This window comes from Rathayibacter sp. VKM Ac-2803 (assembly GCF_009807175.1).
In the GTDB taxonomy this organism is placed as follows: Bacteria; Actinomycetota; Actinomycetes; order Actinomycetales; family Microbacteriaceae; genus Rathayibacter.
On the sequence record NZ_WUCD01000001.1, the window covers coordinates 661,988 to 686,466 of the forward strand.

A 24,479-nucleotide genomic window follows, 5' to 3' on the forward strand; every position below is an offset into this window, starting at 1 on the left:
GTTCGGCTCGCGGGAATCGCGGGTTTCTGCGAGCCGAACGCGTTTCTGCGAGCCGGAGGTGGTTCTGCGAGCCGGAGGTGATCCCGGGGGCGGGCGTCAGGCCATGCGGATGACGTTGCCGGTGACGCGGCGGCCGGCGGGGGAGACGAGGAAGGAGGCGAGGTCGCCGACCTCGTCGGGGCGGGCGACGTCGAAGAAGCGGTCGTCGGCGTCGACCGCGGAGCGGACGTCGTCGGTCACCCAGCCCGTGTCGGTGACCGGGGGGTGCAGGGCGTTCGCAGTGATCCCGAGCGGGCCGAGCTCGAGGGAGGCCGACATCGTGTAGTCGACCAGGGCCGCCTTCGCGGCGCCGTACGACACCTCGCCGGGGAAGCCGCGCTCGCCCCCGGACGTGAGCGACACGATCCGTCCGCCGTGGGCCCCGCGGCGCTCGAAGCGCTCGGCGAACTCGGCGATCAGCAGCGCACCCGCTCGGGCGTCGACCGAGAACTGGCGGTCGATGCTGTCGGCGGTGACCCGGCGCTGCGGCCGCCCCATCCAGTCGGCGTCGCGGGCGCGGAAGGTGTCGATCAGGGAGCCGGTGGCGTTGTTGACGAGCACGTCGACCGGGCCGAGCGACTCCTCCGCCGCGTCGAACAGCAGGGCGGCGGAGGCGGCGTCGCGCAGATCGGCGGACACGGCCCGCGCGCGGCCGCCGGTGGCGCGGATCCGCTCGGCGACCCGCTCGCCGTCGGCCCGGTGGGCGATGCGCTGGCGCTCGGGCTCGTGCGCCGGGATCTCCTCGGCGAGGTAGGCCACCAGCACAGCGAGTCCGTCGGCTGCGAGGCGCTCGGCGATCGCGGCGCCGATGCCGTGGTTGGCGCCAGTGACGAGGGCGACGCGGCAGGGCTCGAGTCCGGGGTCGCTCATGCGGGCGCCGTGTCGCGGATCCGACGGCTGCGCGCGGCGGGCGAGGCGACCCCCGCCACGGCGACGAGAGCGAGCACCAGGAACAGGGCGTTCAGGATGCCGAACTCCTGACCGAGGAAGCCGATCGCGGGAGGCCCGACGAGGAAGGCGACGTAGCCGAGCGTCGCGACGGCGCTGACCCGCGCGGCCGAGTGGGGCCCCTCCGCCGCCGCCGACATGCCGACCGGGAAGCCGAGCGAGCAGCCCAGTCCCCAGGCGACGGCTCCGACGATCACGAGGGCGTCGACCGGAGCGAGGATGAAGAGCAGGATGCCGACGACGGCGAGGATCGCGGAGCCGCGCAGCACGGGCACGCGGCCGAAGCGGTCGAGCACCGGGCCGCCGATCACGCGGCCGACCGTCATCGCGGCGACGAAGACGCCGAAGACGACGGCGGCGGTGGTCATGTCGGCGCCGTGGCCGTCGACCATCGCGAGGGTCAGCCAGTCGTTGGCCGATCCCTCCGCGAACGCCATGCCGAGCATGATCAGGCCGATGAGGACGAGGCGGGTGTCGCGCCAGACGCCGATCGAGTCGGCGACGCGCTCGCGCACCGGCGCCCTGACGGCGTCGGGGGCGACATCGGCGTCGCGGACCGGCACGAAGCGGATCGCCAGGAAGGCGGTCGCGACCACGACCACGGCGATCGTGACGAGGTGCACGGCGACGGGGATGCCGAGGGCGGAGGCGGCGGCGCCGAGGAGCGCGCCCAGCACGGTCCCGAGGCTGAAGAAGGCGTGGAAGAGGGGCAGCAGGGTCTTGCCGAAGGCCGCCTCGTTCGCGGCGCCCTCGACGTTCATCATCACGTCGACCGCGCCGTTGCCGAAGCCGAGCAGCGCCATCCCCGCGAAGGCGACGGGGAGCGCGCCGAGCGAGTCGGCGGCGACGCCGAGGATCGCGAGGCCGGATGCGCAGATCGTCAGGCCGGCGACCATGCCGCGGCGTGCTCCGATCAGCGCCATGATCGCGGTCGACAAGGTGAGGCCGACGATCGCGCCGATCGACATCGCGAGGATGAGCACGCCGACGCCCGCCGTCGACAGCTCGAGCTCGTCGCGGATCGCGGGCGTGCGCGAGACCCAGGTCGCGATCGACACTCCGCTCAGCACGAAGATCGTGAAGACGGCGTTGCGCCAGGCGACGAGCTGGGGGCGGGTGAGGGCGGCGGTGGAGGTCATGACCGGTGTTCCTGGGAGCGGGCCGGGCCCGGTGCTGTCCCGGTCCCCGCAAGACGGAGCGACCCGTTGTCGAATCGATTCGAGCCGGGTCGGTCTAAGCTATCCGGAACCCCCTGGGCCGGTCAAGGAGACGCCGGCCGCCTACCCGTCGAGGAGCAGCGTGGAGTCGAGCAAGGTGGAGTCGAGCGGCCCGGAGGCGCGGCGGACCCGACCCGCGCGCCCTACTCTCGCGCGGGTCGCGGCGCACGCCGGAGTGTCGGCGTCGACCGCGTCGCTCGTGTTCAGCGGAGCCGGGCCGGTGTCGGCCGCGACCAAGGAGCGGGTGCTCCGGGCGGCGGCCGAGCTCGACTACGGCGGACCCGACCCGCGGGCGCGCTCGCTCCGGAAGGGCACCTCGGGCATCGTCGGCGTCGTCGTCGACGAGCGGCTGCTGCACGCGTTCCGCGACCCGATCAAGATCGCGATGCTCGACGGCATCGCCGACGTGCTGGGTGCGGCGGGCGCCGGCATCCTCCTCCTGACCGAGACCGAGGAGGGCGCGGGGCTGCTGTCGACCGCGCCGGTGGACGCGATGATCCTCGTCGGCTGCAGCCCGTCGGTCGACGACTCGCTGGCGATCCTGCGGCGGCGCGGCGTGCCGGTCGTCGTCGTCGAGGGCTTCACCGAGCTCGGTGCGGCCGTGGTGTCGCTCGACAACCGCGAGGCCAGCCGCACCCTCGCCGAGCACGTGCGCGCGCTGGGCCACGAGCGCGTCGCCTCCGTCGCCCTGCCGTTCGCCAAGGATCGGCGGCGCGGCCCGATCCCGGAGGACTGGCGCTCGAGCTCGAGCGTCACGGCCGTCGACCGCCTGGCGGGCGTTCACGACGTCTTCGCCGAGGTCGAGGTGGTGGCCGCGGCCGCCAGCACCGTGGATGAGGGCGTGGCGGCGGGGCGGGTGCTGCTCGGTGCGGAGGAGCCGCCGACCGCGGTCATCGCGCAGAGCGACCTCCTCGCCGCCGGGGTCATCCTGGCCGCCGAGCAGCTCGGGCTGCGGGTGCCGGAGGACGTCTCGGTGCTCGGGTTCGACGGGGTGCAGGTTCCGGGGCTCGCCGCGGAGTACGACCTGACGACCATGGTGCAGCCGGCCGTCGACAAGGGGCGGGCCGCCGGGCGCTCCGTGATCGCGCTGCTCGCGGGCGAGGCGGCGGACGAGGTGCGCTTCCGTGCGGTGTTCCACCGCGGGAACACGAGCGCGGGGCCGCGAGGGGGCGGCGGGGGGTCTTCGTAGGGAGGTGGGTCTCGATACGCCGCCTGCGGCGGCTACTCGACCAGCAGGCTGATGGCGGGGGGGCCTTTCACTCGCTGATCGAGTAGCCCGCGCAGCGGGCGTATCGAGATTCACGTCCGCCAGAAGGCCAGGGCAGAAGGCCGATCCACCGAAGCGGGTGGGTCTCGATACGCCGCCTGCGGCGGCTGCGGGCTCGACCAGCATGCTGATGGCGGGGGGCCTTCCACTCGCTGATCGAGTAGCCCGCGCAGCGGGCGTATCGAGATCCACGTCCGCCAGAAGGCCAGGGCAGAAGGCCGATCCACCGAAGCGGGTGGGTCTCGATACGCCGCCTGCGGCGGCTACTCGACCAGCAGGCTGATGGCGGGGGGCCTTTTCGCTCGCTGATCGAGTAGCCCGCGCAGCGGGCGTATCGAGATCCACGTCCGTCAGAGCGCCCGGGCAGAAGGCCGATCCACCGAAGCTGGTCGGGAAGTTATCCACAGGTCTGTCCACAGCCTGTTCGAAACTCTGTTCGACGGGTCAGCGGAGCCAGACGTCGCTGCGGACGCGGAGTCCGAGGGTCAGCGCGCGGGCGCCCAGGTAGCCCAGCGCGAAGGCGATCCACAGGGCCAGGAGGCGCCATTCCGCGGGTGCGGAGGGCGCGAGAAGGGCCAGGGGAGCGAAGATCGCGAGGTTCACGAGGCCGCTGAGGGCGAGGTAGCGGCCGTCCCCCGCGCCGATCAGGACCCCGTCGAGGACGAAGACGTAGCCGCCGAGCGGAGCCGTGAGGCCGACGACCGCGAGGGCCGCGGGCAGCAGGCGGAGCACCTCCGGATCGCTGGAGAAGACGAACGGCAGGTAACCGCTCGAGAGGGTTACAACCGCGCCGAGCACCACTCCGGCACCGATTCCCCAGGTCACACAGCGTTTCGTGACCGCGCGGGCCTCGTCGCGAGCCCCGGCACCGAGGAGTCGGCCGAGCAGCGCCTGGGCGGCGATCGCGACCGCGTCGAGCGCGAAGGCGACGGTCGAGAAGACCGTCATCGCGACCTGGAACGCGCCGAGCTCCTCGGCCCCGAGCCCCGAGGCGACGGCGACCGCGAGCAGGATGGCCGCCCGCAGACTCGCCGTGCGCAGGAGCATCCAGCCGCCCGAGCCGGCGGAGGAGCGGAGCCCCGCGAGGTGCGGCCGCAGGGGCGCGCCGACCCGCCGGGCGAGCCGCACGGCGACTCCCGCGTAGGCCGCGAACATCGCCCACTGCGCCACCACTGTCCCCAGGGCCGACCCGGTTATCCCCAGGCCGGCGGGGTAGATCAGCACAGCGTTCAGGCCGGCGTTGAGCGCGAAGCCGCCGGCCGCGATGACCAGCGGCGTCCGGGTGTCCTGGAACCCGCGCAGCAGCCCGGTGAGGGCGAAGACGCCGAGCATCGCGGGGATCCCGGCCATGCTGACCGACAGGTAGCGCACCCCGGCCTCGGCCACCGCCGGCTCCGCGCCGAAGAGCCCGATGAGCACCGGGCTGAGGATCGCACCGACCACCGCGATCGCCGCGCCGATGGCGAGCGCGAGCCAGCCGCCGTCGATCCCGGCGGCCACCGCCCGGCGCTCGTCGCCCTCGCCGAGCGCGCGGCCGACCCGGGGCGTCGTGCTGTAGGCGAGGAACACCATCAGCCCGACGATCGTCTGCAGCACCGCGCCGCCGAGGGCGAGGCCCGCGAGCGGCACCGCGCCGAGGTGCCCGACCAGGGCCGAGTCGGTGAGCAGGAACAGCGGCTCGGCGACCAGCGAGCCGAGGGCGGGGACGGCCAGGCGCAGGATGCTGCGGTCGAGGGTGCGGGTGCTCACCGCTCGACGCTATCGGGCGCGGCGCCGGCGCCCGGTCGTCGAGGGAACCCCGAACCGTCGAGGGGGCCCGCTACTCCTGGCCGTCTCGACGGTCAGGGGTTCCCTCGGCACGCGGGGCGACCGCGGCGAGCCACTGGTGCACGAGGGGGGTCAGCAGGCGCGGGTCCTCCTCGGGTGCGAGGGCTCGCACGGCGCGGTCGGGGGCGCGCCAGTCGAGGCGGGGGTCGTCGAGCACGGGCGCGACGGCGTCGGCGCGAGGCGCGACTCCGCGGTGCAGGATGACCTCGACGCGGTCGCCGGGCCGGAGGCGCAGGGTCACCAGGTGCGCGCCGATCGAATAGCTCGGCGCGTTCCACTTCACCGACTCGACGAGCCGGTCGTCGGCGGCGAGCACCGCCTCCCGCACAGCCTCGATCTGCTCGCGCCGGGGGTGCGCCATCGCGTCGACGTGAGCGGTCGCGGAGGCGTCGAGTCGGGTCATGCCGACACCGTGGCACACCACGGGCGCGAGCTGTCGCGCGTTCGCCGGGTGTTCACCGCCGCTCCGGCGGCCCGCCCGTAGCCTGGCCGCATGACGAGCGTCGCCGTTCGACCCCTCGCCCTGCGCCGGCGCTGGGCGCTCGGCGCGGCCGGGCTGCTCCTCGCCTCCGCCGTGCTCCAGCTCCTCGCCTCGATCGAGCGCTGGGTGGTCGCGGCCGACGGCTCGGCCCGCGAGGACAGCACGATCGAGGACCACCGCTTCGACTACTCCTTCCCCGCCGACCCGTGGGAGAACGTCGGGTCGGCGGCACAGCTCCACGGGATCGGCACGATCCTGCTCGCGCTCGGAGTGCTCGCCGCCCATCGCGCGTTCACCCCGCGGGGCCGCGTCGCGGGTCTCCTGGCGCTCCTCGTCGCGGTCTCGTTCGGCCTGCTCGGGCTGCACGCCCTCGTCTCGGGCGTCCTCGGTGCTCCGACGCCCCTGCAGAACGTCGGGCTGCAGCTGGTGCTCAGCACGATCCCGGCCGTCGCGCTCGTCGCTCTGGCACTGCTCTGGGCCACCGAGTCACCGTTCGCGGCGGTCGCCGCCGTGTTCCTGCTCGGCGCCACGCTGCCCGGCTACCTGCTGGCCGCCTTCGCCATCGCTCCGATGATCATGAACTACCAGTCGTACGACACGACCCCGTGGACGGAGGCGGTGGTCGCCGCCTCGATCGCCGTCGCCGGCCTGCTGGTGCTGGTCGCGCGCCCCGCGCCGCGGCGCTGATCGGGGCGACCGCCCGCCGGGGGGTCACCGCACGAGGCGCGGCACCAGGCGCACCAGCGCCACCATTGCGACGAGCTCGACGAGGGTCTGCGTCACCACGACCACCGGAGCGAGCGCCAGCGCCGGAGGCAGGGCGAGCGCGAGCGGGAGCACCACCAGCGAGTTGCGGGTGACCCCGCTGAACAGCAGCGCCCGCCGCGCCGGGACGTCGAGGCGCGCGATCCGCCCCGCTGCGACTCCGATCGCCGTCATCACCACGACGAAGGCGGCGTAGACGGCCACCAGCACCCCGAGTCGGGGCAGCGCGGCTCCGACCGCGCCCGCCTGCGACGCCACGACGGTGAGGAGCGTCGCCACCATCAGCGGCACCATCGCCGCCTGCACGGCGCCCTCGATCCGCCGCCCCACCGCCGTCCGCGCCGCGAGCGCCTGGGTCGCCGCCGCCGCCACGAGCGGCAGGACGATGAGCAGCAGGAACGCCTCGGCGAACGGGCCGATCTCGACCGCGGCCACCGCCTCCGCTCCCAGCATCACGCGGAGGAGGACGGGCAGCAGCAGGATCTGCACCAGGTTCAGGAGGGGCGCGGCCGCCAGCAGCCGCGCCGCCGCCCCGCCCGCGAGACCGCTGAAGACGATCACGTAGTCGACGCACGGCGTGAGGAGCACCAGCAGAACCCCGAAGACCAGCGCCGGCTCCTCGGCGACGAACCGCGACAGGGCGAGGGCGACGACCGGCACCACGACGAAGTTCACCAGCAGCACGGCGCTCAGGAAGCGCCCGTCGCGGAACGCGCGCAGCACCGAGCCGAACGGCACCGCGAGGAACGTGGCGTAGAGCAGCAGCCCCAGCACCGGGGTGATCGCGACGTCGAGCCGCGCCGCCCCGGGCAGGAGGAGCCCGAGCGCCAGCCCCGCCGCGATTGCACCGAGGTACCAGGCGATCTGGTGGCGCTCGAGCGAGGCGACGCCGCCGCGGGCGTCAGCCACGGCGCGGGCCGGCGGAGGAGACGAGGAGGGGCACCCCTCGATTCTGGCCGCGACGGCTCAGGTGGCCGCGCTCAGGTGGTCCGTACCGCGTTGTCGCCGTGGTTGCCGATCACCTCGTACGCCGTGCTGCCCACCGCGCGCACGGGCTTCGCGTTCATGTGCCCGGTCGCCCACTGGTTGCCCAGCACCGAGACGGCGCGCGCGTTCACGGCCTCGACGCAGTGCGTCCAGCCGGCGCCCGCGTCCTCGCAGGCGAAGATGTTGCCGGTGATGCTGAAGCCCACGGTGCGCGCCGCCGAGGAGACGCCGGTGATCGCGATCGCGGGGTACGTGTTCGCGGCGGCCTTGCCTCCGTTGCTGATCGCGTTGCCGACGATCTGGATCTGCGCCAGATCCTCCGTCAGCCACGGCGGCATCGTGTAGACGAGGGACTGGCGCCGCGCCCCCTCCATGATGTTGTTCGCGATCGTCACGCGCCGGTTGCCGCGCAGCTCGATGTTGATCTGCGGCGAGCCGTCGAGGTGGTTGCCCAGGATGCGGATCGGCCCGCCCTCGATCGAGAGGTCGGCGTAGGAGGCGCCGATGTTGTTCTCGACGATCCAGGAGTCGATCATCCGGTAGCCCGTCCAGATGCCGGTGCCCGTGCACTGGTCGATGCTGCAGCGCTGGATGCGGTTGAGCAGCCCGAGGTCGCCGAAGGTGCCGTCGTTCAGGCGCATGCCGTAGTCGGTCCAGCCGTAGAGCTGCAGCGAGTCGAGCACGGTCTTGTCGAGGTGCGCCGAGACGCACGCGCCGCCCAGACCGTTCGCGTCGAGGATCAGGTTGTCGAAGCGGCAGGCCGAGAAGGCCCCGGTGACCACCGGCGCGTTCGTCAGTGAGCGGATGCGCGTCGACAGCTCGCCCGCCCCCCGGAACGCGATGCTCGAGAGCCCGCTGGCACGGCCGATCGATCCGGCGATGCGGTAGATGCCGCGGGGGAAGTAGACGACGCCGCCGTAGGTGGCGAGGGCGGCGTCGATCGCCGCGTCGATCGCGGGCAGGTCGTCGGTGCTGCCGTCGCCGGTCGCACCGTAGTCCTGCACGTTGTAGACGAGCTCGCCCTTGGCGACGGGGCGCTCGCCGGAGTCGGTGCGCACCGCCTCGGGGAGCTGCGCGACGGGCACGAGACCGGAGGCGTCGAGCCCCGCGACCCCGCTGGGCGCGGCGATCTCGGAGTGCAGGACGGGGGCGTCGGGATCGGCGGTGGCGAGGGTGGCGCCGAGGGGGGCGGCGAAGAGGCCGCGGCGAGTGAGCTCGGCAGCGGCGACGGAGAGAAGGGGCATGGCCTCACTATGCGTCCGCACCCGACCTGTACAGACCCTAGGACAGGGGCGTTCGCGCTGCACAGAATGTCGGCATCGGCCGCCGCCCGAGGTCGATCGAGCCCGAGACGCCGCAGATCGGGCCGAGCGGAGCAGGTGGAATCGCGTTCGGCAGGCCCTAGCATGCCCCCATGCAGCGCACCCACGGGCTCCGGCCCCTCGACGTCGTGATCGCCGGGCTGCTCGGGGCGTTCGCACTCGCGCTGATCGCGAACTCGGCCCGCCTGCTGATCATCACGCCGCCGCTCAGCTGGGCGTTCGTCGTCGCGTTCGGCGTGGCCGTCGCGCTCACCGCCGCGCTCCGGATCCCGCTCGGCCGTCGCTCCGGGATGCCCGTGGTGGGGCTGACGGTGACGCTGCTGGTCGTCGTGCAGCCGGGCGTGGATCCGCTGCGCCTGCTCGGAGTGTGGACGGCGGCGTCGCTCGTCGTCCAGCTGGTGCAGACCCGCAGCGTCCCGATCGCGTTCTACATCACGGGTCTCGGGGCGCTCGCCGCGGACGCCCACCTGCACGTGTTCGATCTGCTCCGGGGCCCGATCGGCGAACCGCTCGCGCTGCTGCCGGCGACCGTCGTGTTCGTCCTGGTCATCCTGCTCGTCGACGTCCTCCGCCAGCGCGGGCGCTGGGGCCTGGACTGGGAGGTCGGGACGAGCGCGCTCGTGCCGCGCCGGGTCGCTCTGATGATCGCGCTGCTCTGGGTGCTCGGCACCGCCGTCTGGTTCCTCGACAGCGTGGTGGTCCCGGCGATGGCGGGCGACCCGGCGATCGAGCAGAGCCCCCTCCTGCTGCTCGTCGTGAGCGCGCTGGTCTTCAGCGTGGCGAAGCGGATCGAGGTGCGGCGGGTGCGGAGGCGGCTCGCCGGCGTCCTGGACGCGGCGCTCGAGCTGCCGTGGGGCGGGGTCTCGCAGGCCGAGGGCGCCCTCGTCGCCCACGCGCGGACGTCGATCGAGGCCGACCGGATCGAGGTGCGCGACGAGCCGGCCTCGGGCAGCGAGATCGGCTCGGTGATGCTGGTGCCCGGCGGCCGCACCCGCTACGTCGTCGCCTCGAAGCGCCTCAGCCCGGTGCCGTTCAGCACCGAGGACGAGCAGATCCTCGACGCCCTCGCGCACATGGGCACCGACACGCTCGGCGCCCGCGACGACGTGGAGTCGCTGCGCCGCTACGTCGACCGCGACCCGCTCACGGGTCTGCCGAACCAGCGGGCGTTCCAGTCGGCCCTCGCGACCTACAACCGCGACCGCCGGCCGTTCGAGGGCATCGCCGTGCTCTTCATGGACCTCGACGACTTCAAGGACCTGAACGACGGACGCGGGCACCACGTCGGCGACAAGATGCTCCGCCTGGTGGGTCAGCGGCTGGCCGAGTCCACCGCCGAGGGCGGCTTCGCGGCCCGCATCGGCGGGGACGAGTTCGTGCTGATCCTGCGGGGTCTTCGCTCGGCGGCGGATGCGCGCCGGCGCGCGGAGGCGCTGGTCGAGACGGTCAGCGCGACCGCGACGGTCGGCGGTGACACGCTGGCGCCGGTGGTCAGCGTCGGAGTCGCGTTCTCGGCGCACGAGGAGCTCGATCCGTCGACGATCGTGATCGAGGCCGATCGCAGCATGCTCGCGCTCAAGCGGGGGAGGGGCCGCTCCGGCCGCGAGCGCGCGAGCGCCATCGACGTCACCTCGGTCGTCGCCGATCCGGTGCGGGAGGCGGCGTCGCGAGCCGTCCGCGACCGCACCCTCGACGTCGCCTACCAGCCGATCGTCGAGCTCGCGAGCAACCGCATCTGGGCGTTCGAGGCGCTGGTGCGGCTCGAGGATCCGGTCGTCGGCCGGATCGCCCCGCCCGACCTCATCGAGAAGGTCCGCGAGCTCGACCTCCTCGACGACCTCACCGTGCAAGTCGTCGAGAAGGCGATGGCCGCGGCCGAGAGCTTCCGCGACACCGGGGTCGGCATCGAGTGCATGACGGTCAACGTCGACCTCGAGCAGCTGGCGCCCGAGCGGCTCGGCGATCACCTGGCGGAGATGCCCGGGCGCTTCCCCGGGGTGCAGCTCTGCATCGAGCTCAACGAGCGCACCCTCGACACGGCGACCGACGACCTGCGACGGCACGCTCAGAGCCTGCGCGACCGAGGAGTGCTGATCGCGCTCGACGACTACGGCGCGCTGGGCTCCTCCGCGGCGTCGGTGGCGACCTTCCCGCTCGACATCGTGAAGCTCGACCGGGCCCTGATCACCGGGCTCGCGACCGAGGTCCGCAAGCGCGAGCTCGTCCGGGCACTGCAGTCGTACGCGGTGGCCACGGGGGTGCGCGTCATCGTCGAGGGGGCCGAGGACCTCGAGACGATCGCCCTCCTCCGCGGGCTCGGAGTCACCGATGTGCAGGGGTACGTCTTCGGTCGTCCTGACACTCGGACGGGGGCGGAGCACCGATTGCTGACGACCGGCTCGGTCGCCCTGCACTCCCTAGACTGACGCCAGAACGGGGCGTCGGAGCCGATTCCACGGCTCGCGCCGAGGCCCGGGCACGACCGTTCGACTCCATCCTCGAGTGACGGCCGTCCCGTTCTCCCGTATGCCGATCGGATCGTCGCTCCATGCCCTCTCCTTCCCTGCACCGGCGTGCTCTCGCGGCCGTCGCCGCCCCCGCGCTCTGCGCCGTCCTCGTGTTCGGCGCCGCGTCGAGCGCCTCCGCGGCCGACTTCGTCGACCCGGCGACCGGAGCCGTCGTGCAGGCCGCCGCCAGCCCCTCGACCCTCACCGTCACCGCCGGTGCCGGGCTCGAGTACCTGACCCTCCCGGTCGCCGACGGCGTCACCCCCACCCGCGTGCTCGCCACGCTCCAGGCGCTCGAGCCGCTGAGCGGCTCGCTCGCGGTCATCGTGTCGGGTCGCACCGTGCAGACGATCGACGCGGCGACCGCGACCCGGCTCGACGTCCCGCTCCAGCCGGGCGACGCGGTCGACGGCGTCCTCGCGATCGGCTTCCAGCTCACCGGGGCGACCGGCTCGGCCGGCGCTCTCTGCGAGGTGCAGGGCCGCTCGCTCACCGTCTCCGACGTCGGGATCGTCGGCGACGGCGTCGCCGCGGCGCCCACCACGGTCGCCGACTTCTTCGGCGACTCGGTCACCGACGTCTCGATCGTCGTGCCCGACGCCGCCGACGACTCCCTGCGCGCCGCGGGGCTGTCGGCCGCCGCCTCCCTGGCCGCGCGCTACCCCTCCTCCGGTGTCGCGATCACCGTGGCGGAGGACGGCGCGACCGAGGGGATCGTCGATCTCGACGCCGCTCAGGGCCGCATCGTGCGCTTCGAAGCGGCGGACGGCGACGTCGTCACGTCGATCAGCGACGAAGGCGGAACGCCGGTCCTGACGCTCACCGGCGCCTCGGGCGACCTCGCCGCCGCCGGAGCCGCGCTCGGCAGCGAGTACCGCGGGCTCGCCTCGAGCGCCAGCACGACCGGCCTCGCGCAGAAGGTCGTGCCGTCGAGCTCGCTCGAGCACACCCTTGCCGACTTCGGCGCCGACCGCCTCGCGCTGGGCAGCACCGGAGCGGCGGCGAGCTACACGACCATCACGCAGTCGGCGTTCGGCGGCCCCGTCTCCGCGGTCGACCTCGAGCTGGTCGGCACGCACTCCGCGATCCCCGAGGGCATCACGGCGACGGCCAACGTCTACTGGAACGACTTCCTGATCGGCTCGAGCGTCCTCGGCGCCGACACCGCCGTCGACATGGAGCTGTCGGTCCCGACCGGCCAGCTCGGATCCTCGAACGGCCTGTCGGTGCGCCTCTCGGCGGTCCGCGACAGCGACGGGCTCTGCATCGGCTCGGCCGACTCCGTGCCGATCGAGTTCTTCGTCGACGGAGCCTCCTCCACCGTCACCGGGGTCCGCGGCGAGTCGGCCGAGCCCGGCTTCGGCCGCTTCCCGCAGGCCTTCGGCGGCGAGCTCGCCGTGGCCTTCGGCGAGTCGGCGACCGGCGCCGACGCACTCCGCAGCGCGGGCGACCTCGTGGCCGCCCTGCAGCGGGTCGACTCCACCCCGCTCGCCGTCTCGGTCGTCGGCCTCGACGACTTCGTCGACTCCGACCGCTCGGGCCTCGTCGTCGCGGCCGGCGCCGAGGAGGCGGAGGCGCTGCGGACCCCGCTGCGCCTGGCCGAGTTCACCGCGATCGACTCCTCGAGCCTGAGCTACGGAGTCGGCACCGAGGCGCCCTACGCGGCCCTCGAGGCCTTCACGACCGAGGGCCGCGATCTCGTGCTGCTCGGCGGCTGGAGCCCCGACGGCGACGCGACCGCCTCCTCCGCCCTGCAGGCCTCGATCGGCGCGTTCGCCGCCGAGGAGGGCTGGACCTCGCTCTCGGGCAACCTCGCCGTGACCGGCGCGGTGGCGACCGAGCCCGTGCAGATCGACAGCAACGAGATCACGCCGCAGGACGAGGTCAAGGACGACTACTCGTCGTACGCGATCTGGTTCGTCGTCGCGGTCGTCGTCATCGGGCTGCTCATCCTGCTCGGCTGGATCGCCCGCCGTCGCCGGGCACGCCGGGTCGCGGCCTACGTCGACGCGCAGGAGCGCGCCACCCAGGAGCCGGACTCCGCACCGCACGGCCAGCACGCGGCCGACCCCTCGGCTACTCCGCCGGCGCGCCCCGCCTCCTCCGACTGAGCACGCCGTGACCAGCACGATCGCCGCCACTCCGGTCGCGCCGCCCGCGGCCCGCCGGTGGTGGCTGCGCGCCTGGGACCGGCTCGGGCAGCCTGTCACCGGCCGGCAGGTGCCCGGCACGGTCGTCGTGCTGGTGGTGTCGCTCCTGGTGGGCTTCGCCGCGTGCCTGGTGACCACCTCCTCCGGCATCAACCTCGCCTACGCCGACACGCAGAGCCACCTCGCGATCTCGCGGCGCATCTTCGACTCGAAGGCGCCCGGATTCACGCAGCTCGGCACGGTCTGGCTGCCCGTCCCGAGCCTCATCCTCATCCCGTTCGTGCAGTCGCTCTGGCTGTGGCACACCGGCTGGGCGGCGGGCCTGCTCGGCATGATCTGCCTGGCCGGCACCGCCTGCGGCGTCTACCGGATCTCGGCGCGCGTAGGTCACCTCCGCGCGGGGCGCATCACCGCCGTGCTGCTGGTGATCGCGAACCCCGGGGTGCTCTACGCGTTCTCCACCGCGATGACGGAGCCGGTGCTCATCGTCACGATGGTCGGCTGCTTCGCGGGGCTCTCGCACTGGGTGACCAGCCGCCGCACGCTGATGGCCGGCGAGATGATGGTGTTCTGCGGCCTGCCCGCCGCCGCCGCGACGCTCTCGCGCTACGAGGGCTGGGTGCTCGTGTTCGGCGGCACGCTCGTGGTGCTGATCGTCGCGTGGCGCCGCAAGAGGTCGCTCCGGTACGCGATCAAGATGGCGAGCGCGTTCGGGGTGCTGCCGCTGGTCTCGATCGTCTGGTGGCTGGTCTACAACTTCGCGGTCTACAGCAATCCGCTCGAGTTCATGAACGGGCAGTACTCGGCCGCGAACCTGCAGAAGGCGGTCGCCGACGCGGGGCTGCTGGCCTACCAGGGCAACGCCGGCCTGACGCTGTGGTCGTACAACTGGGCGGTGCTCGAGACCTCGGGGCTCGTCACGGTCGCCCTCGGGATCGCCGGAGCGCTCGTGCTCGCCTGGCGCCGCGGGATCTCGGACGACGCCCTCGTGATCTGGCTGATGATCGTCTCGTACGCCTTCTCGCTCCTCAGCCTCTACCTCGGCCAGACCCACATGAACAACGACCAGACCCTGCCGACGAACTGGTGGAACAACCGCTACGCGCTGTCGGTGCTGCCGTTCCTCGCGGTGCTCGCGGCGGTGCTCGTCGACGCGCTGCGGCGCCTCCCGCGGGTGGGCGCCGGTGCCCTGGGTCTCGTGCTCGTGCTGCTCGGCGCGCAGACCGCGTGGTGGGCGCAGGACCTCGACCGCAACGCGGTGATCGCCGAGGCGAGCGGCTACGTCGGACTCAAGGAGGCGTCGGGCGCGACCGCCGCCGCGCGCTTCCTCGGTGAGAACTACGACGGCGGAGGAGTCCTGATCGACGAGAGCGCCGCCGGCAACGCGCTGCTGCCCGAGATCGGCATCCCGCTCTCGGAGTACTACAACCGCTCGGCCGGCGAGCTCTTCGACGAGGCCCTCGCCGCGCCCTACACGCACGCGAAGTGGGTGTTCGTGACCACCGCCGACGCCCCCGAGCTCTCCGAGACCGGCGTCGCCGACCTCGTCTACGACGCGATCACGCGCGACTCCTCGTTCGACACCCGCTACCGGCCCGTGTTCTCGCAGGGCATCTACGTGATCTACGAGCGGCTCGGAGGCTGAGCATGGCGACGACGACGGCACGCGTGGGCGAGATCCTCCTCGACCGCGGGCTCATCAGCCGGGAGCAGCTCGACGAGGCGCTGCGCCGCCAGGCCCGCGAGGGCGGCCTGCTCGGCCGGCACCTCATCATCGACGGAGCCGTCACCCGGCGCGAGATGTACGCGGCGCTCGCCGAGCAGTGGGACGCCCCGATGGTCGACCTGGTCGAGGAGCCCCCGGAGGCGAAGACCCTCGCGCGCATCGGCCCGATCACCCTCGTCGACGAGGGCTGGGTGCCCTGGCGGGTGCTCGAGGACGGCACCGGCGTGATCGCCACCTCGGTGCCGCCGACCGAGACGGTGCTGGCGCGCGCGCGCGAGCTGATGGGTGTCTCCCGGATCACGGTGCGCACGACCACCGACTGGGACATCTTCATGGCGGTCGAGAACGCCTGCCGCGCCGCGCTGCTGTTCGGTGCCGCCGACGCGCTCGCCGTCGAGAGCGGCGACGAGTCGGCCAAGTCGGGGCTGCGGCGCTGGCAGGTCGTCACCCCGCTCGTGCTGGCCGCCGTGGTGATCGTGGGGGTCGTGCTCGCGCCGAGCATCACCTTCGTGATCGTGCTCGCCGCCGCGAATCTGCTGTTCCTGATGAACATCGCCTTCAAGGCCCTGGCAGGGCTCCGCGCGCCGCTCAACAAGAGCTCGGTCACGGCATGGGAGGAGGAGGTGGCGCTCGAGCGCGGCCGCCGCGGTCTCGCGGTGTCGCCTCCGCGCATGACCGACGACGAGCTGCCGATCTACACGATCCTCGTCCCGGCCTACAAGGAGGCCAACATCATCAGCAAGCTGCTGGTGAACCTCGGCGCGCTCGACTACCCCAAGGCCAAGCTCGAGGTGCTCGTGCTGCTCGAGGCCGACGACGACGAGACGATCGGCGCGGTGCGGCGGATGAACCCGCCCGAGTACGTGCGCATGGTGATCGTGCCGCCGGGCGGCCCGCAGACCAAGCCGCGCGCGTGCAACTACGGCCTCAGCTTCGCCCGCGGCGAGTTCGTCGTGATCTACGACGCCGAGGACCGGCCCGACCCCGACCAGCTGCGCAAGTGCGTGCGGCTGTTCCGCGAGGACGAGTTCGAGCGCCGGCACGTGGACCCGTCGCAGAAGCAGCTGGTGTGCCTGCAGGGCGCGCTGAGCTACTTCAACGCCGACTACAACGTGCTGACCCGGATGTTCGCGGTCGAGTACGCGCACTGGTTCGGCGCGATGCTGCCCGGCCTCGACCAGTCGCACCTGCCGATCCCGCTCGGAGGCACCTCCAACCACTTCGAGACGCGCGTGCTGCGCGAGCTCGGCGCCTGGGACCCGTACAACGTCACGGAGGACGCCGACCTCGGCCTCCGCGTGGCCGCGCACGGCTACCGCGTGGGCGTCGTCGACTCGAACACCTGGGAGGAGGCGTGCGCCGAGGTCCCCGCGTGGATCAAGCAGCGCACCCGCTGGATCAAGGGCTACATGATGACCGCGGGCGTGAACACGCGGCACCCCGTGCGCTGGTTCCGCGTCAACGGGATCCTCGGCACGCTGAGCCTGGTCGCGCTGATCATGGGGACGCCGGTGGCGTTCCTCCTGTACCCGCTGGTGCTGGGCTTCACGATCATCACCTACATCGGCGTGCAGTTCCTCGGTCTCGACATCCCGGAGTGGCTGATCGTCGCGGGCACCACGAACATGCTGTTCTCGAACGCTCTGATGATCGTGGTGTCGGGGATCGCGGCGTGGAAGCGCTACAACTGGCGGGTCGCGGCCTTCGCGGTGCTGAACCCCGTCTACTGGGTGCTGCACTCGATCTCGGCCTGGCGTGCGGCCTGGCAGATCGTCTTCAGCCCGCACAAGTGGGAGAAGACGCCCCACGGGCTGACGGAGGACTACGAGGACTCGACGATCGGGGCGCCGGCGTAGGGCGGCTTCTCGCGCGGCGCCTCGTCACCCTGTCGGTGGGATCGATCCGTCACGAAAGCACCGTGCTCTCGTGCTCGAACGGGCCGTCTTCGACGGATGGATCGAGGCGGCGTGCTCAGACGGAGGGGCGCCGCTGACGTCGCGCGCCGACGGCGGGCACCTCGAGCGTGGGGACGGCTCGCTTCATGAAGCGGTCGAAGTCGGGCACAGTGAAGGCCGCGTAGCCGTGCTCAGGGGTGTAGAGGAGGCCCATCTCGATGAGTTCCGCGCGAGTCGGTCCGAGTTGCGTCGAGGTCCGGCTCATCAGCAGGGCGACATCGCCGGCTTTCTGCGGCGCCGGCCCCAGCTCAGCCATCGCCCGCATGTAGGCGGTCTGCAGGGGCGTGGCGCGGTCGAGGCGGACGCGGAAGAACGAGCTGTCCAGCTTCGCCTCGTAGGCGTCCCTCGCCAACTCGACATCCTCTCTCCAGATCCGGCCGCTCTTCGCGATCGTCCATACCTGGTAACCGAGCTCCTGGATGAAGTACGGGTAGCCGCGCGTGATCTCGACGGCGAGGTCGACGGCGTCATCCGCGTACACCGCGCCCTCCGTGGCGGCCGGCTCGGTGAGGGCGGCTCTGGCATCCTCGTCGTCGAGCGAGTCGATACGGGGGAACTTGAAGAGCCGCTCGGCGTACGACTTCGCGTCTCCGACGAGTTCTGCGATCTGAGGGAGACCCGCGCCGACGAACGTGACCGGGAGGCTCCGCTGAACGGTCTTGTGGATCGCCTGGATGAGCGCCTCGAGCTGCGTCGAATCGAGGAACTGGACCTCGTCGATGAGCAGGACGATGCCCTCGCCCTGCTCGGCGGCTGCTTCTCCGACCGCCACCAGGACATCCGCGAGGTCCATGCCCAGATCGCCGTGATCGGCAAGGCCCTCTGCGGCGGGGACATCCCAGCCGAGTGACCAGGTTCCCTCGGAGTTGACGGAGACAGCGAACGAGCTGAGCACCTCGGCGGCTCGTCGTCCTGCTGCGGTCCACTTCGCACGCGGTGACAGGCGGAGCAACGCGGCCTTGAGCTGGGACGCGATGGTGTGGCGGAAGCGACCCTCGCCGTGCTTGACCGCCTCGAACTCGATGACCTCCCAGTGTTCTTCGAGTGCGATGGAGCGGAAGCTGTTCAGCAGGACGGTCTTTCCGACTCCCCGCAGCCCGGTCATGATCATCGACTGCTCCGTCCGCCCGCGGCGGAGTCGACCGAGCAGCGTTCGGAACGCCTCCGTCTGCTCGTCACGGCCGATGAGGATCTCTGGCCGCGCACCTGCGTTCGGCGTGTAGGGGTTGTCGATGGCGTCCACGTGTCGGACTTTACTGGAGTTAGGGTGCTTTATCCAGATCGGATAAAGCGTGGTAAAGATTGAAACAGGTGCTGCATCGGCGTGCAGTTCCTGGGGCTCGACATTCCGGAGTGGCTGATCGTCGCGGGCACGACGAACATGCTGTTCTCGAACGCTCTGATGATCGTGGTGTCGGGGATCGCGGCGTGGAAGCGCTACAACTGGCGGGTCGCGGCCTTCGCGGTGCTGAACCCCGTCTACTGGGTGCTGCACTCGATCTCGGCCTGGCGTGCGGCCTGGCAGATCGTCTTCAGCCCGCACAAGTGGGAGAAGACGCCCCACGGCCTGACCGTGGTCAGCGCTCGACCCCATCACGGACGCCTTGATGACCGTCACGATCACGCGCCGCAGGGGAGGGAACCGGCGCAATGCGATCGAAAGGGCCGGGTCATCGGGGTGTAACGGGGGCGCGCTCTACTGGGAGGGCGCCCGATCGACGGGTGTACCCGAGAGGATCGCCGCCATGACCGTCACCACTCGTCTCGACGCCTCCGACGCCCTGTTCACCGTGACCGGGGTGGTCGTCCCCGGCGATCGCCGCGGCCGCCTCCTCGGCTTCCCGACCGCGAACATCCCGCTCGCCGACTGCGGTCTGGCCGACGGCGTCTACGCGGGCATCGTCCGCGACAGCGCCGAGGACTCCGTGCACACCGCCGCGGTCTCGGTCGGGCGCCGCACGAGCTTCTACGGGCGCGACGGGCAGCGGCTGCTCGAGGCGCACCTCCTCGACTTCTCCGGCTCGTTCTACGGCCACGAGATCACGGTCGAGCTGTGCGCCAAGCTCCGGCCGCAACGCCGCTACCGGGACACCGAGGCGCTCGTCCAGCAGCTCGGGCGGGACATCGCGGCGACCCGGACCTGGGCGCGCGAGCAGGCGGCGGAGTCATCGCGTCGACGCGCCGCCGTCCGCCCCGGCCCCAAGCGGACCGCGGATCTCGAGCAGATCCGTCGGGATCGGGAGGCGCACCGGCTCGCGGCGATCGCCAGAACAGTCGTCGAGGTCGACCCGGCCGAGGTGACCCACGAGCTCGTCGCCGAGCGGAGCCGCATCCCGGCGGCCTATCTCCGCTGGGCCTACCCCAGCGTCGAGCAGCTGCTCGCCGTTGCGGAGTCGTTCGCGCCGGACCCCGCCCCTCGGAGCTGAGCGGGCCTGCGCGACCGGCTCAGGCGGCCGCTCGGATCGCGCGCGCCTCCGGACTCGCCGACCGCCGCGTCGAGAGCACGACGCCGGCGGCGACGTAGTAGCTGTGGCTGAACTCGCGAGCGCGGCCGTCCTCGCCCACGAGCAGGCGCTCCTTGAGGAGGAGGAGCGTCCCCGGTGCCACACCGAGCAGTCCGGCGGCGCGTTCACCGGCGCGGACGGCGTGGACGCTCGTCTCGATGCGGTCGAGCGATACCCCGTAGCTGTGGCGGAAGAGATCGTCGAAGTCCATCCGGGTCGGATCCGTGAGCGGGCGAGGGTGCTCGGCCGGCTCGGAGTAGCGGATGTAGATGACGAAGGGCCGTCCATCGCGGTGCGAGAGGAAGTGATCGACCGACACGGTGGGACTGCCCGTGCCCAGTCGTTCCCCGACGGTCGGCGGAGTCGGGATCGTCACGGCGAAGAGGCTCTCGGTGCGGTGGCGTCCGGCGTCCTCCGGGTACCATCCCATCGCGTTGTCGATGGTCAGCTCGGCGATGGGCGTCGTGACCACCGTGCCGTGTCGGCGGTCGCGGCGGATGAGGCCCTCGTCGACGAGCTGCGCGAGCGCGGTGCGCATGGTGTTGCGCGACGTGCCGAACTCTCGTGCGAGATCGTCCTCGACGAGCTGCTCGTCGACGCGGAAGAGCTTGCCGCGGAGGGCGGCGCGCAGCTCGGAGTGCGCATCCAGAACGGAGCGGCGGTGCACGCTCGCCCCCGGCTCCTCGACGGACGCCGACACCGCAGGCCCGCCGTGCTCGAAGCGGACCCGTGGGACGGCGGTCGGCGCGTGCGTCGACGCCCCGTCGAGGACCGTCGTCAGTGCCACCCGGGAGGCGAGGTAGTGGGTCACGCTGTACTCGCGCGGCACGCCGTCCTCTCCCCGGATCTGCCGGGACTTCACGAGCAGCGCCGTGCCCGGAGCCACCCCGAGCTGTGCCGCCGCACGCTCATCGGCGCCCTTCGCCTCGACCCAGCAGTCGATCGAGCCGATCCGGCTGCCGTAGGTCTCGGCGAACAGGGCCTCGAAGCTGCCGTCGCGACCACCCGAGACCGAGGCGCGACCGGCGCCCGCCGCGAGGCAGAACCTGGCGTACAGGAGGCTCGGCTCGCCGTCGAGAAGATCGACCATCTCGGTGCAGTGCACCTGAGTGTCGTCGGTGTCGAGCATGGTCCGTGTGATCGGCGTGGAGGGGATCCAGCGGCTCTCGGTCGTCACCAGTTCGTGGTCGGCGTCCTCTGCTCTCGCCCAGGCGACCCCGTTGTCGATGCGGACGTCGGCAAGGCCGCAGAGGATGACCGTCCCGGCGCGCGGGGCTCGCGAGACGACGCCCTCGTCGACGAGGAGGCGGAGGGCAGCGCGCACCGCGTTCCGGCTGACCGAGTACTTGCGCACGAGCACCGACTCCTCGAGCCGGTCGGACGGCGCGATGGTGCCCGTCCGGAGTCCGGTGCGCAGGGCGCCGTGCACGCTCAGCACCGAGCGCATCCGCACGACCTTCTGCTCGGAGGCGCGTTCACGCGCCAGCCGGCGGAACTCCCGCTGCGCGGAGTCCTTCTGCGCGGAGCTCCCCTGCGCCGAATCGTTCTGCGCAGAATCGCTCTGCGCCGAGTCGTTCTGCGCCGAACCGTTCTGTGCCGAACCGTTCTGCGCCGAGTGATCTCGGACAGTGCCGCCGTGATGAGCCGAGTGGTCCATGTGATCTACAGACGAATGACTGCGCGGTCGAGTCGAAGGGATTCGCGACGCTGGGATCCTTGGGCGACAAGGATCCTCTCCGCGCATTACACACACGTGCGCCTCGGCATTACATCGCTGTTACGCCACTGAGGGCGCGGTCCTGTGCCGGCCGCCTCCGACACCCGTTCGCCGGGGGGACGCGGCGCTGTCCGCCGCCTCCGCCCCCGCATCCGGGCGCCCGCCGCGCCGTCCACGACCGGCGATCAGCCCCGGATCCGGGCTGTCGGCGGGGCGCCGACCGGGCTGGATCCCGCGCGGGAGAGCGGTGCGAGCCCGTCGCGATCGACTGCGGTCCGGGCGCCGCCTCCGGCGTAATGACGATGTCACCGCCGCAGGGCGAAGCCGAAATACGCCGTCGATAGGTTCGGAATCGTCCCGAATCCCTCACTTCACCGGTGGTGTGCATGTCTTCTGATCCCTTCCATCTCGGCTGGTTCTATTCGAAAGGGTTCGGCCCGAAAGCCTGGAAGCACGACTGGGCGGGTTCCGCCGTCGCGCGGTTCACGAAGCCGGACAACGCCGTCGACCTGGCTCGCGCGATGGAGCGCGCCGGCTTCGACTACCTGATGCTCGAGGACTCCTCGAACGTCCCGTACACGTACCAGGGCTCGCACGACGCTTATCTGCGTCACTCGGTCGACACTCCCAAGCTCGATCCGATCGTGCTGGCGCCCTTCATCACGGCCGCCACGAGCAACCTCGGGGTCGTGGTGACCTGCTCGACGACCGAGTACCACCCGTTCATGCTGGCGCGGAAGATGAATGCCCTGGATCACGTGTCGGAGGGCCGGATCGGCTGGAACGTCGTCACCGGATCCAACGACGGCGGGGCGCAGAACTACGGGCGCGAGAAGCAGTACCCGCACGACGAGCGCTACGACATGGCGGACGAGTTCCTCACCGTCGCCCACGGGCTCTGGCGCTCGTGGGACGAGGACGCGCTGGTGCTCGATCTCGAGAACGGAGTCTTCGCCGACGGGTCGAAGGTGCACCCGATCCATCACGAGGGGACGTACTTCCGCTCGCGCGGACCGCTCTCCTCCCCTCGCTCCCCGCAGGGCTCACCGGTCATCTGCCAGGCGGGAGGCTCGGGCCGCGGGCGCACGTTCGCCGCGCAGTGGGCGGAGACGATCATCTGCGCCGCCCGAGGTGTCGACCAGATGAAGGCCTACCGCGAGGACGTGCGCGCGAAGGCGGCGCTCGCCGGCCGGGATCCCGACTCGATCAAGGTCCTGTTCCTGATCTCGCCCCTCATCGACGAGACGACGGAGGCGGCCCTCGAACGGCGGCAGGCGCGGTACGACTTCGCGGAGCGCGAGGTCGAGTTCGGTCTCGCCTCGCTCTCGCGCGGGACGGGGATCGACTTCGCGCAGTTCGATCTCGACGAGCCGCTCCCGCGCCTGATCTCCAACGGCCACCAGTCGAGCGCCGCGGCGATGGAGGGCAAGGTCCTCCGCGACGTCCTGCGCTACCAGCGGAGTCTCGAGTGCGTTCCCCTCTCTGGCACCGCGAAGGACGTTGCGGCCGAGATGGACGAGCTGATGCAGGAGGTCGGCGGCGACGGCTTCCTGCTGAACGAGAGCTACTTCTCGCGCCGGTACGTCACCGAGATCTGCGACGGCCTCGTGCCCGAGCTGCAGAAGCGCGGACTCACCCGAACGGCCTACGAGCACAGCACGCTCCGCGAGAACCTGATGGCGTTCTGATGCGCCGGCCGGACTCCTCCTCCCTCCCCCGCAGAGAAAGCAGCACCGCATGACGGCCTCCCCGTTCCACCTCGGCTGGTTCTACTCGAAGGGATTCGGGCCGAAGGCGTGGAAGCACGCCTGGGCCGGCTCGGCGGTCTCCCGCTTCGCGCGGCCCGACTTCGCGGTCGACCACGCGCGGGCGATGGAGCGGGCCGGGTTCGACTACTTCATGATCGAGGACTCCTCGAACGTGCCGTACACCTACCAGGGCTCCCACGACGCCTACCTGCGGCACTCGGTGGACACCCCGAAGCTCGACCCGTCGATCCTCGCTCCGTTCCTCATCGAGGCGACCGAGAACCTCGGCATCGTCGTCACCTGCTCGACGACCGAGTACCACCCCTTCATGCTCGCGCGGATGATGAACACGTTCGACCACGTGTCGGACGGGCGCATCGGCTGGAACGCGGTGACGGGGTCGAACGACGGCGGCGCGCAGAACTACGGCCGCGACAAGCAGTACCCCCACGACGAGCGCTACGACATGGCCGACGAGTTCATGCAGGTGGCGCACGGCCTCTGGGCGGGCTGGGAGGAGGACGCGCTGGTCCTCGACCTCGAGAACGGCGTGTTCGCCGACGGGTCGAAGGTGCACCCGCTGGACTTCGAGGGGAAGTACTTCCGCTCGCGCGGCCCGCTCTCCTCGCCGCGATCGCCCCAGGGCTCGCCCGTCATCTGCCAGGCGGGCGGCTCCGCACGCGGCCGCCGCTTCGCCTCGGAGTGGGCGGAGACGATCATCGTCTCGGCCGGCACCCCGGAGAAGATGAAGGCCTACCGCGACGACGTGCGGGCGGGCGCCCTCGCCGCAGGGCGCGATCCCGACCGCACCAAGCTCATGTTCCTGGTCTCTCCCGTCATCGACGAGACCGAGGAGCGGGCGCTGGAGCGCTACACGCGGCTCTCGGTCCTCGACGCGGACGAGGTCGAGTACCAGCTCGCCTCGCTGTCGCGGCAGTCGGGGATCGACTTCGCGCAGTTCGATCTCGACGAGCCGCTTCCCTCGACGCTGGTCTCGAACGGGCACCAGTCGATGGTCGCCCAGTGGGAGGGCCGGGTCCTCCGCGAGGTGATCACGGGCAACCCGTTGAGCGCGGGGGCGCGCGGCTACGTCGGGACTCCGGACAGCGTCGCCGGCTATATGGACGAGGTGATGCAGGAGGTGGGCGGCGACGGGTTCCTGATCGCGAACAGCTACTTCTCGCGGCGCTACTCGCTCGAGATCTGCGACGGACTGGTCCCGGAGCTGCAGCGCCGCGGACTCACGCGGAAGCAGTACGAGTTCGACACCTTCCGCGACAACCTCATGGCCTACTGATGCGCCCGACAGACCGGAAGGA

18 protein-coding genes are annotated in these 24,479 nt (G+C 71.8%); 10 read left to right on the forward strand and 8 right to left on the reverse strand.

Translation table 11 applies throughout. From position 1 onward, the window contains the following. Positions 1-96: 96 nt before the first annotated feature. Together GRS96_RS03080 and GRS96_RS03085 are read right to left on the reverse strand one after the other, a co-directional pair. Positions 97-909 (reverse strand): SDR family NAD(P)-dependent oxidoreductase, encoded by an 813-nt coding sequence (locus GRS96_RS03080; RefSeq protein WP_159987692.1) that lies wholly within the window; start codon positions 907-909, stop codon positions 97-99. Further along, positions 906-2,126 (reverse strand): MFS transporter, encoded by a 1,221-nt coding sequence (locus GRS96_RS03085; protein ID WP_159987693.1) that lies wholly within the window; start codon positions 2,124-2,126, stop codon positions 906-908. The genes GRS96_RS03080 and GRS96_RS03085 overlap by 4 nt, the downstream gene beginning before the upstream one ends. A 160-nt stretch (positions 2,127-2,286) precedes the next feature. Here GRS96_RS03085 and GRS96_RS03090 point away from each other — a divergent pair, with 160 nt between their 5' ends. Beyond that, positions 2,287-3,393, forward strand: coding sequence for a LacI family DNA-binding transcriptional regulator (locus GRS96_RS03090; RefSeq protein WP_235021926.1), 1,107 nt, complete (start codon positions 2,287-2,289; stop codon positions 3,391-3,393). A gap of 522 nt (positions 3,394-3,915) precedes the next feature. Here GRS96_RS03090 and GRS96_RS03095 read toward each other — a convergent pair. Continuing rightward, positions 3,916-5,220 carry an MATE family efflux transporter gene (locus tag GRS96_RS03095; protein ID WP_159987694.1) on the reverse strand — a complete coding sequence of 435 codons (1,305 nt, stop codon included), beginning with the start codon at positions 5,218-5,220 and terminating at the stop codon, positions 3,916-3,918. Positions 5,221-5,290: 70 nt separating this feature from the next. After that, entirely contained in the window at positions 5,291-5,701 is a 411-nt protein-coding gene (locus GRS96_RS03100) for a DUF1801 domain-containing protein (protein ID WP_159987695.1), read from the reverse strand. A 90-nt stretch (positions 5,702-5,791) separates the two neighbouring features. On the opposite strand from GRS96_RS03100, the gene GRS96_RS03105 reads away from it, so the two are divergent. Beyond that, a complete protein-coding gene (locus GRS96_RS03105) occupies positions 5,792-6,466 on the forward strand; it encodes a hypothetical protein (protein ID WP_159987696.1) in 675 nt (224 codons plus the stop codon). Positions 6,467-6,490: 24 nt separating this feature from the next. Here the strand turns inward: GRS96_RS03105 and GRS96_RS03110 are convergent, their stop codons facing one another. Together GRS96_RS03110 and GRS96_RS03115 are read right to left on the reverse strand one after the other, a co-directional pair. Further along, positions 6,491-7,453, reverse strand: a complete 963-nt coding sequence (locus tag GRS96_RS03110) for a bile acid:sodium symporter (protein WP_159987697.1) — start codon at positions 7,451-7,453, stop codon at positions 6,491-6,493. A gap of 71 nt (positions 7,454-7,524) precedes the next feature. Continuing rightward, positions 7,525-8,775: a glycosyl hydrolase family 28-related protein gene (locus GRS96_RS03115; RefSeq protein ID WP_159987698.1), complete on the reverse strand. Its 1,251-nt coding sequence runs from the start codon at positions 8,773-8,775 to the stop codon at positions 7,525-7,527. A gap of 170 nt (positions 8,776-8,945) precedes the next feature. Between GRS96_RS03115 and GRS96_RS03120 the strand changes: the two genes are divergently transcribed. The 4 genes from GRS96_RS03120 to GRS96_RS03135 all read left to right on the forward strand — a co-directional run bounded on the left by GRS96_RS03120 (position 8,946) and on the right by GRS96_RS03135 (position 17,092). Further along, positions 8,946-11,279, forward strand: coding sequence for a bifunctional diguanylate cyclase/phosphodiesterase (locus GRS96_RS03120; RefSeq protein ID WP_159987699.1), 2,334 nt, complete (start codon positions 8,946-8,948; stop codon positions 11,277-11,279). Positions 11,280-11,401: 122 nt separating this feature from the next. Further along, on the forward strand, positions 11,402-13,471 hold the full coding sequence (locus tag GRS96_RS03125) for a hypothetical protein (protein ID WP_159987700.1): 2,070 nt from the start codon (positions 11,402-11,404) through the stop codon (positions 13,469-13,471). Positions 13,472-13,478: 7 nt separating this feature from the next. Beyond that, a complete protein-coding gene (locus GRS96_RS03130) occupies positions 13,479-15,155 on the forward strand; it encodes an ArnT family glycosyltransferase (protein WP_159987701.1) in 1,677 nt (558 codons plus the stop codon). A 2-nt stretch (positions 15,156-15,157) separates the two neighbouring features. Continuing rightward, positions 15,158-17,092 carry a glycosyltransferase gene (locus GRS96_RS03135; RefSeq protein ID WP_159855964.1) on the forward strand — a complete coding sequence of 645 codons (1,935 nt, stop codon included), beginning with the start codon at positions 15,158-15,160 and terminating at the stop codon, positions 17,090-17,092. A gap of 115 nt (positions 17,093-17,207) precedes the next feature. Here the strand turns inward: GRS96_RS03135 and GRS96_RS03140 are convergent, their stop codons facing one another. Next, positions 17,208-18,434 carry an ATP-binding protein gene (locus GRS96_RS03140; RefSeq protein WP_159855962.1) on the reverse strand — a complete coding sequence of 409 codons (1,227 nt, stop codon included), beginning with the start codon at positions 18,432-18,434 and terminating at the stop codon, positions 17,208-17,210. An 81-nt stretch (positions 18,435-18,515) separates the two neighbouring features. Between GRS96_RS03140 and GRS96_RS03145 the strand changes: the two genes are divergently transcribed. Continuing rightward, positions 18,516-18,875 (forward strand): hypothetical protein, encoded by a 360-nt coding sequence (locus GRS96_RS03145; protein ID WP_204162022.1) that lies wholly within the window; start codon positions 18,516-18,518, stop codon positions 18,873-18,875. Between the two features lie 61 nt (positions 18,876-18,936). After that, positions 18,937-19,617: a riboflavin kinase gene (locus GRS96_RS03150; RefSeq protein WP_159987702.1), complete on the forward strand. Its 681-nt coding sequence runs from the start codon at positions 18,937-18,939 to the stop codon at positions 19,615-19,617. 19 nt (positions 19,618-19,636) lie between these two features. Here GRS96_RS03150 and GRS96_RS03155 read toward each other — a convergent pair whose 3' ends face one another. Further along, entirely contained in the window at positions 19,637-21,352 is a 1,716-nt protein-coding gene (locus GRS96_RS03155; RefSeq protein ID WP_159987703.1) for a GntR family transcriptional regulator, read from the reverse strand. 446 nt (positions 21,353-21,798) lie between these two features. Between GRS96_RS03155 and GRS96_RS03160 the strand changes: the two genes are divergently transcribed. After that, positions 21,799-23,100 (forward strand): NtaA/DmoA family FMN-dependent monooxygenase, encoded by a 1,302-nt coding sequence (locus GRS96_RS03160; RefSeq protein WP_159855956.1) that lies wholly within the window; start codon positions 21,799-21,801, stop codon positions 23,098-23,100. A gap of 49 nt (positions 23,101-23,149) precedes the next feature. Beyond that, positions 23,150-24,457 carry an NtaA/DmoA family FMN-dependent monooxygenase gene (locus tag GRS96_RS03165; protein WP_159987704.1) on the forward strand — a complete coding sequence of 436 codons (1,308 nt, stop codon included), beginning with the start codon at positions 23,150-23,152 and terminating at the stop codon, positions 24,455-24,457. Positions 24,458-24,479: the final 22 nt, after the last annotated feature.